Origin of the sequence: Chloroflexus sp., from assembly GCF_034435895.1 — a bacterium.
In the GTDB taxonomy this organism is placed as follows: domain Bacteria; phylum Chloroflexota; class Chloroflexia; order Chloroflexales; family Chloroflexaceae; genus Chloroflexus.
The window spans coordinates 1-7,637 of the sequence record NZ_DAOTWH010000019.1 but is presented as its reverse complement, the minus strand read 5'-3'; the positions used below and the strand labels follow the sequence as shown (position 1 = coordinate 7,637).

Sequence of the window (7,637 nt, the reverse complement as noted above, 5' to 3'; positions counted from 1 at the left end):
GCCGCTGAGCCGGGTGCTGCCGCTGAGCCGGGTGCTGCCGCTGAGCCGGGTGCTGCCGAGCCAGTCACCGATGGCAGTGCCGGTCACGTTGACCTCACGCTCGAATTCAGCGCTGCAGAGTGGGAGCTGTTCCGCCACACGGTGCAGGCGCTGGGTAAACCGGCCACCTTCCAGCAACTGTTGAGCGCATTGCAAGCGGCGCGCAAGCAACATAGCATGCCGCGCACCACGGAAGAGAACCGCACGATGCTCAAGCAAGCCATTCATCACGGTATGCTCGAGCGCACCACCCGGAATCGCCGCGTCTATTACACCCTGAAGACGAGTGAGTAGGTTGATCAAAATTTGCGGTCTACGCACGATCGATTTGGCGCTGGCAGCCGCCACTGCCGGCGCCGATCTGATCGGGTTGGTGTTTGCGCCGAGTCGCCGGCAAGTGACGGTGGCGGAAGCGCAAGCGATTGCGGCGGCGGTGCGAGCCTTGCCGCCGCCGCGCCCGTTGATTGTGGGGTTGTTTGTCAACGAGACGGCTGATGTGATCGGCCAGATCGCTCTTGCGGCGGGGTTGGAAGCGATTCAGTTGAGCGGCGATGAGCCGGCTGATTTTCCCAACCAAACCGGTCTGCCGCTGCTGAAGGCCATCCGTATGACTGGCGACGCGAATGAAACGGCATGGCTGGCGCGGATCGCAGCGGCGGGGGCGGTGACCGGCCCCGGTTTGCCGGCGTTGACGGCGCTGGTGGACGCGCACGTCGCTGGGGCGTATGGCGGTACCGGCCAACGGGCCGATTGGGAGCGAGCGGCGCAATTAGCCCGGCGCGCGCCAACGTTGCTGGCCGGGGGGTTGACGCCGGATAATGTGGCGCAAGCGATTGCGGCGGTCGATCCGCTGGGGGTGGATGTCAGCAGCGGCGTGGAGCGGGATGGGCAGAAGGACGCGGGCTTGATGGCGGCGTTTGTGCGCGCGGTGCGAGCGCAAGAAGTGGGGAATAGGGAGTAGGGAGCGGAAAGTAGGGTTCAAGGGCGGACAGAACTTCTGATCCGGCGCCCGGCCTTGAAGGGCCGGGCTAGGGATACGAAGCCCGCTACGCGGGCTGCTGGCCCTCATCCCCAACCCCTCTCCCACTGGCGCGAGAGAGGAGAGCGTAGAACTGGGCTTCGAGGCATTGTATAGCGATCAACGGTTGTGATCGACCAAATTTCTTTTCGCTACTCAAAGGAGCAGCTTTGGGCAGTAATTGCGGTGTTGCAATGGGCAGCAGTTGGTAGAGGCGTGGTAACTTGCGGCGCTCGACGTGGTGTGCGGCAGCGTCATCGGCGTCCATAGACTGAAGCAACCCGCATAACGATGCGTTACGTGAGAAGCGATGGCAGAGGATAGCAGCATGCGGATGCAACCGGACAACCCAACTCGCCGGCCTGCGCGTCCGATCGACTCTGCCGCTGGTGCTGCGCACCGGATTGCCATCTGGCTGCTTACGCTGCTGATCCGGCTCGCGATCGCGATTGCGCTCCTGTTGACCTTACGCTGGATCGTGCTGCGCTTCCGGCGGGTGCGCATCCGGCCCACCCCTTACGCCACACCGCCGATCGGGCCGGAGGAGATTGACGCCAAACGCCGGCGGATCGTGCTCAGCGATCTGCATTTGGGCGGCGGCGACCGGCGCGATGATTTTTGCGATGATGAGGCGTTGATCGCCTTTCTCGATCACTACGTTGGACGTGAACCGACCGAACTGATTCTCGCCGGCGACACCTTCGAGTTTTTGCAGATCAGCCTACCCGACGTGGCCGATGATGAATGGTCGCAACGGGCCGCTGCCCGGCGCTTGCAGGCGATCATTGTCGCGCATGCCGGTGTGTTTGCGGCTCTGCGCCGGTTTGCGCAACAAGCCGGCAACCAGCTAACGATCTTAATCGGCAACCACGACTTTGAACTACACTACCCGGCGGCTAAGGAAGTCTTGCGACAAACGCTGGGCCTGCCGCCGGATGATCCGCGGCTGCGGTTTGGGATCAGCTACCACGGCGGTGGCGTCTATATCGTGCATGGCAACCAATTTGACCCGTGGAACCGGTTTGTCAATTTTGCCAGCATCAGCGAGCCGTTTGAGGTGGTGCGCGGCACCCAGTTGGTCAAAGAGGTGATCAACGAATTGGAAGAAGACCCCTTTCCGCTCGCGCCGCTGGTTGACAATATCAAACCGTCATCGGCGTTTTTTTGGTACTTAATCAGCTTGCAACGGCTGCGCGACCCGGCGGCGCGGCGGTTTGTCACCCGCGGCGTAATCGGCTTTTTGCAAGTCACGGCGTGGGCACCGCCGCATCACTTGTCGAGTGAGCCGGACGAATGGCTGCAACGGTCGCCATTGATCGTGCTGTGGTCGCCGATTGCGGCGTTACGCCGGCGGCGGGTGGCGCGCCATCAGGCGATGGCGCGCCAGTTTGGGGCGGCTGCCGAAGCGGTGGGCGATCTGCCAGAGATGGTTGATCAGGTGCGCGACGAAGCGCGCCGGCAAGCGAGTCGCGAAGTGGCCGCGTTCAACGACGAAATTGCGCGCGACATTGCGCTGCTGGCTCGCCAGCCGGCCTACCGTGACGACCGGCTATTTGTGTGCGGGCATACGCATGTGGCGCGAGTGATCGATCTTGGCAATGGTCGTTGCTATATCAATGCCGGCACGTGGACGGATGTGGTGTTTGACGTGGAGACGATGCGGCGACCACGCCAACGCTACCCGTTTCTCGAAATCACCAACGGCAACGATGGTACGCCGCACGGACGGCTGCTGGTGTGGTATGGGCCTGATCAGCCGCCGCCACCGTGGTACGACGAGGAACCGCCGCGGCAGCGCCGGCAAAGTCGTGTACAATGGGGAAAGTAGGGAGATAGGGAGTGGGGAAATAGGGCAGACACGGTTGGCTGCCAGTGGATATATCCGGCACATTGAGATGAGGAGGAAGCGATGAAGAACGTGTTGCGCGTATTGGGGATTGCGGCGGTAATCGGGCTGGCGATTGCCATCTTCCGGGCCGTGCGCCAATATCAGGAGGACAGCGTGTTTGACCTGACTCCGGCAACGAATAACAATACGGCTGCCAATGGCGGGCAGCGGGGGAGCATTAGCCCGGAACTGCTCAGCATGCTGGCCGACCCCGGCGATAAGGGGCCGGTTGAGCTGATGGTGGATGCGAACGGCAAGGAGTGGCTGGTGAACCGGCGCAACGGCTACCGCTACCCGATCGAGGACGGTATCCCGATTATGTTGTTGGAAGAGGGTGAGAAGAACAAAGACGAAAGCCTGATCCAGAAGTAGAGGCGCAGAGGATTCAAACGCAAAGGCGCGGAGGACGCGAAGGGTGCAGCGGGTTTGTTATGGTTTGGATGCCCAAGCCCACTCGAAGTCCCCCCCTTCAAATTCTTAGCGACCTTTGCGATCTTCGCGTCTTTGCGTTAAGAATCTCTGCGTCTTTGCCCCCTTTACAGGAGACGGACAGCCGTCCGTTTCTACTCTTTGCGCCTTTGCGGAAGACGGACGGCCGTCCGTCTCTACGTGATCTCGTCTAGAAAGTGTGGTTATGCAGGACGTGATTTCGCGACCGGGGAGATTCGGCCCGTATGGCGGGCGGTATGTGCCGGAAACGCTAATGCCGGCGGTCAGTGCGCTGGAAGAGGCCTACGAGGCGGCGAAGGCCGATCCGTCGTTTTGGGAGGAGTTGGCGGCGCTGCACCGCACCTATACTGGCAGGCCGACGCCGTTGACGTTTGCGGCGCGGTTGACGGCCCACTGCGGCGGGGCGCGGATCTATCTCAAGCGCGAGGATTTGGCCCACACCGGCGCTCATAAGATCAACAATGCGCTGGGGCAGGGGTTGCTGGCGAAGCGCATGGGCAAGCGGCGGGTGATTGCCGAGACCGGCGCCGGCCAGCACGGCGTGGCGACGGCAACGGTCTGCGCGCTGCTTGGCCTTGAGTGCGTGGTGTATATGGGAGTGGATGACATGGCCCGCCAGCGGCCCAACGTCTTCCGCATGCGGCTGCTGGGGGCCGAGGTACGCGGCGTGACCAGCGGTTCGCGCACGCTGAAAGATGCGATCAACGAAGCGATGCGCGATTGGGTGACAAACCCCGACAGCTATTATCTGCTGGGATCGGCGTTGGGGCCGCACCCCTACCCGACGATGGTGCGCGACTTTCAGCGGGTGATCGGGGTGGAAGCGCGCGAGCAGATGCTCGCTGCGACGGGCCGGTTGCCGGATGTGGTGGTGGCCTGTGTTGGCGGCGGCTCGAACGCGATCGGCATTTTTCACCCCTTCCTCGATGATCATGAAGTAGTGTTGCGCGGCGTCGAGGCCGGTGGCAGAGGCGAGGGGCTCGGCGAGCATGCGGCCCGCTTCCGCGCCGCGACCCCCGGCGTGTTGCAGGGTACCTATTCGTATGTGTTGCAGGACGAAGCCGGCCAGATTGCGCTGACCCATTCGGTGAGCGCCGGGTTGGATTACGCGAGCATCGGCCCCGAACATGCATGGCTGCACGATAGCGGGCGAGCAACGTATACGGCGGCTAGCGATGACGAGGCGTTGGCTGCGTTTCAGTTGTTGGCAAAGCTGGAGGGGATTATCCCGGCTTTAGAGAGCGCCCATGCAGTGGCGGAGGCGATCAAGCTGGCGCCGGCGATGCGGCCTGAGCAGACGATTTTGGTAAATTTGTCGGGACGGGGTGACAAAGATATCTTCACCGTCGCTGATCTGTTAGGGGTCGAAATCTAAAGGCGCAGGGGGGCAGAGGCGCAGAGGATGTTTTAACGCAAAGGCGCAGAGAACGCTAAGGACGCAGAGGGTTTTTATGGTGGGGTATAAGCGTACTAGGAAACCACCTTTACATTATGTGGCGTTCTTTGCGATCTTCGTTGCGTGTACCATTCTTTGCGTGCGGGAGACGGACGGCCGTCTCTACAGGGTACACGTATGACAACGACAGTCATCTTGAATCCGGCGGCGGGGCGCGGGTTGGCGGGCCGGCGGCGGGGCGCGATCGAAACTGAATTGCGCAAGCACGCGATTGAATACGAGATTGTCACCACCCACGCGCGCGGCGGCGCGACCGAGCTGGCGATACAGGCGATGAACCGTGGCACGAGCCGGCTCGTGGCGGTGGGTGGCGATGGCACGATCAATGAGGTGGTGAACGGGATCATTGATAGCCGGAAAGGCGGGCAAGTTCCGCTGGGCATTATCCCGCTCGGCACCGGCAGCGACTTCGTGAAATCGTTGCCTAGCGTGCGCCCCGGCGATTTTGCCGGCGCGGTGCAGCGGCTGGCGACCAACCGGGTGCAGGCGATTGATGTGGGCCGGATCCGGGTGGAAGCAGGCCGGCTGAAGCTCACCCGCTGTTTTATCAACGGGTTGGGGATGGGTCTCGATGCGGCGGTGGCGGTCGAGAGTCTGAAGATCAAGTGGTTGCGCGGCTTTGCGGTCTACTTGATCGCGGTGTTGAAGGCGCTGGCTACCTACCGTCCCGGCCCGATGACGGTGCGCTTCGATGGGCAGCGGGTTAGTCGCCAGCTTTTTTTTGCCAGTGTCGGCAATGGGCGGTGCCAAGGCGGCGGCTTCTGGATGACGCCGGACGCGAAGCTGGATGATGGTCTGCTCGATTTGTGTATCGTGGATACGATGCCGATTCTGCGCGCGCTGCGCAAGATTCCGCTGTTGATGCGCGGGGTGCATACCAATGAGCCGGAGGTGACGATGGCCCGCGCTCGCCGGATTGAGGTGACGTGCCCGACGCCGATCCCGGTGGCAACCGATGGCGAGGTGATTGCGACGGCGGCGCAGCGGGTCGAGGTCGAAGTGCTGCCGCGGGCCGTGCAATTGGTGGTGTAGAAGGCGCAGAGGGGGCGCTAAGGATTCAAACGCAAAGGCGCAGAGAACGCTAAGGTCGCGAAGGTTTTTTGGTGGTTGCGGACGAGCGCGCTGGTAGTTCCCTCCATCACATTCCTTTGCGACCGCTGCGTCCTTTGCGCCTTTGCGTGTAGATTCTTTGCGGCCTCTGCGTTAGGGGAGACGGACGGCAGTCCGTCTCTACATGGCGTTCGGTTGACAAGGGCGGTTGCGCCCTCTACAATCAGCGGTGAGAGCGTATGTGGCCCGGTGGCTGCCGCGGTCTTCAAAACCGTTGGGCGGAGTGACGAACTGCGCCGGTGGGTTCGACTCCCACGCGCTCTCGAACGAGCCACTTTCACGAATTTCATAAACCTCAACCTCGACGTAGTAGGAGCCCGGCCCCTCCTGCCGCACGGTCATCCCGTGGACCAGCAGGTTGAGGGCGCGCTTGAGCGCGAAGTGGGCCTCAGGTTCGTTCCAGCGCGCGGGGGCCAGAAACGGGTCGGTCAGCGTTAGCTCAATCGACCGTACCTTCTCATCCAGCACCTCGATCCCCAGCTGGAGCTTGCGGATCTGCTCCTCGGCCTCGTCACAGGCGGCGAGCGCATCGTCGGCCTGCTCGGCCAGCGCGGCGCGCACCCGCTCGGAGGCGTTCTTAAGCTGAAAGGTGAGCGCGTCGAGCGCCGCGCCCCGCCGCCGCTCCAGCTCAGCCAGCCGCTCCTCGGCCAGCTCGATCGCCTTCTCCAGCTTCGCCCGGCGCCGCTCAACCGCCGCGTTGATCTCAGCGAGCAGCGCCTCCTAGCTACGCGCCTAGAGATCGGCCAGCACCACCTCCAGCACCGCCTGCTCAAGCACCTCGGCGCTCAACATCGGTAGCTGGCAGGAGCCGGGCTTGTTCACCCGGCCGGCGCAACGGTACTTGCGGTAGCAGTACTTCTTCTCGCCCTTGTACTTGGTACTGGTGTAGCCGTGTACGGCCTCACCGCACAGGCCACAGCGGAGCGACGCGAGCAGGTAGGAATTGAAGGGTGAGACCGTGTCGGCCTCGCCATCCTTCACCGCCAGCTCCACCCCCTAGACGCGCTGTAGCAATGACTCCGGCACCAGCGGCTTGCCGGTCTCGACGCGCACCGGCCGTTTGAGGTTGCCGTCCGCATCCTCGCGGAACCGGTTTGCGTTTTCGCCCCAGCGCAGCACTCCGGCGTAGACGCCATCGACCGCTTTCTGGCAGATCTCATTGACCGTAAAGGCGATCCATGTGCCCGCCGGCACGCGCCGCGGCTCGTGGATCACCTCGCCCGTCTCGGGATCCTGGCGCTCCAAGTAGGGCCGGCGCTGGTAGCTCAGCAGCCCGGGCGTTGGTGACACCTGCGGCTCACTGCTCTCCGCAAGCACGATGCCCTAGTTCAGCATGCGGGCGATGGTATGGTAGCTCATCCCCTCGCCGCGCTTGCCCAGAATCCAGAGCAGCACCGCGTAGCTCTCCGGGTCGGGATCGAACCAGCCCTAGCCGTCAGGCTGCACACCATACGGAATGTTCCCGCCGCGCCACTTGCCCTGCTGAGCACGGTAGCGGTGGCGCTTGTAGGTGCGCTGGCTGGTCTCATCGCTCTCCCACTCGGCCAACACGCCCTTGATACCGCGCTGGAGCTTGCGGTACTGCGGCGCCTGCTTCTCCGGCTCACCGCTGTAGACCACCTCGATCTCGAGGATGGTCATGTCCGCCTCAAACTGGCGGCGCTCCATGTCGTTGC

7 protein-coding genes, 1 tRNA gene and 2 pseudogenes are annotated in these 7,637 nt (G+C 63.0%); 7 read left to right on the top strand and 3 right to left on the bottom strand.

Features of this window, described 5'->3' with window-relative positions:
- The 7 genes and pseudogenes from U9R81_RS01085 to U9R81_RS01055 all read left to right on the top strand — a co-directional run.
- A pseudogene (locus U9R81_RS01085) lies at positions 1-333 on the top strand (NYN domain-containing protein); the annotation flags it as partial.
- Positions 326-1,000 carry a phosphoribosylanthranilate isomerase gene (locus U9R81_RS01080; protein ID WP_322493695.1) on the top strand — a complete coding sequence of 225 codons (675 nt, stop codon included), beginning with the start codon at positions 326-328 and terminating at the stop codon, positions 998-1,000. The pseudogene U9R81_RS01085 and the gene U9R81_RS01080, both read left to right, overlap by 8 nt.
- A 385-nt stretch (positions 1,001-1,385) precedes the next feature.
- Positions 1,386-2,885: a UDP-2,3-diacylglucosamine diphosphatase gene (locus U9R81_RS01075; protein WP_322493694.1), complete on the top strand. Its 1,500-nt coding sequence runs from the start codon at positions 1,386-1,388 to the stop codon at positions 2,883-2,885.
- Positions 2,886-2,966: 81 nt separating this feature from the next.
- Positions 2,967-3,317, top strand: coding sequence for a hypothetical protein (locus tag U9R81_RS01070; protein ID WP_322493693.1), 351 nt, complete (start codon positions 2,967-2,969; stop codon positions 3,315-3,317).
- 262 nt (positions 3,318-3,579) lie between these two features.
- The gene (trpB, locus tag U9R81_RS01065; protein WP_322493692.1) at positions 3,580-4,770 is read left to right on the top strand and encodes a tryptophan synthase subunit beta; all 1,191 of its coding nucleotides are present in this window, start codon (positions 3,580-3,582) and stop codon (positions 4,768-4,770) included.
- A gap of 198 nt (positions 4,771-4,968) precedes the next feature.
- Positions 4,969-5,883, top strand: a complete 915-nt coding sequence (locus tag U9R81_RS01060; RefSeq protein ID WP_322493691.1) for a diacylglycerol kinase family protein — start codon at positions 4,969-4,971, stop codon at positions 5,881-5,883.
- 249 nt (positions 5,884-6,132) lie between these two features.
- Positions 6,133-6,227 (top strand) — tRNA-Sec (locus U9R81_RS01055).
- A 466-nt stretch (positions 6,228-6,693) separates the two neighbouring features.
- Here U9R81_RS01055 and U9R81_RS01050 read toward each other — a convergent pair.
- From U9R81_RS01050 to U9R81_RS01040, 3 genes and pseudogenes are all read right to left on the bottom strand, one after another.
- A complete protein-coding gene (locus U9R81_RS01050) occupies positions 6,694-6,942 on the bottom strand; it encodes a zinc ribbon domain-containing protein (protein WP_322493690.1) in 249 nt (82 codons plus the stop codon).
- A 15-nt stretch (positions 6,943-6,957) separates the two neighbouring features.
- A complete protein-coding gene (locus U9R81_RS01045) occupies positions 6,958-7,251 on the bottom strand; it encodes a hypothetical protein (RefSeq protein WP_322493689.1) in 294 nt (97 codons plus the stop codon).
- Positions 7,252-7,389: 138 nt separating this feature from the next.
- Positions 7,390-7,637: pseudogene (locus U9R81_RS01040) on the bottom strand (hypothetical protein); the annotation flags it as partial.

Bases quoted from the DNA above. Each gene is read 5' to 3' on its own strand.
- U9R81_RS01070 (WP_322493693.1), top strand. From the start codon at position 2,967: ATGAAGAACGTGTTGCGCGTATTGGGGATTGCGGCGGTAATCGGGCTG.
- U9R81_RS01075 (WP_322493694.1), top strand. From the start codon at position 1,386: ATGCGGATGCAACCGGACAACCCAACTCGCCGGCCTGCGCGTCCGATC.
- trpB (WP_322493692.1), top strand. From the start codon at position 3,580: ATGCAGGACGTGATTTCGCGACCGGGGAGATTCGGCCCGTATGGCGGG.
- U9R81_RS01060 (WP_322493691.1), top strand. From the start codon at position 4,969: ATGACAACGACAGTCATCTTGAATCCGGCGGCGGGGCGCGGGTTGGCG.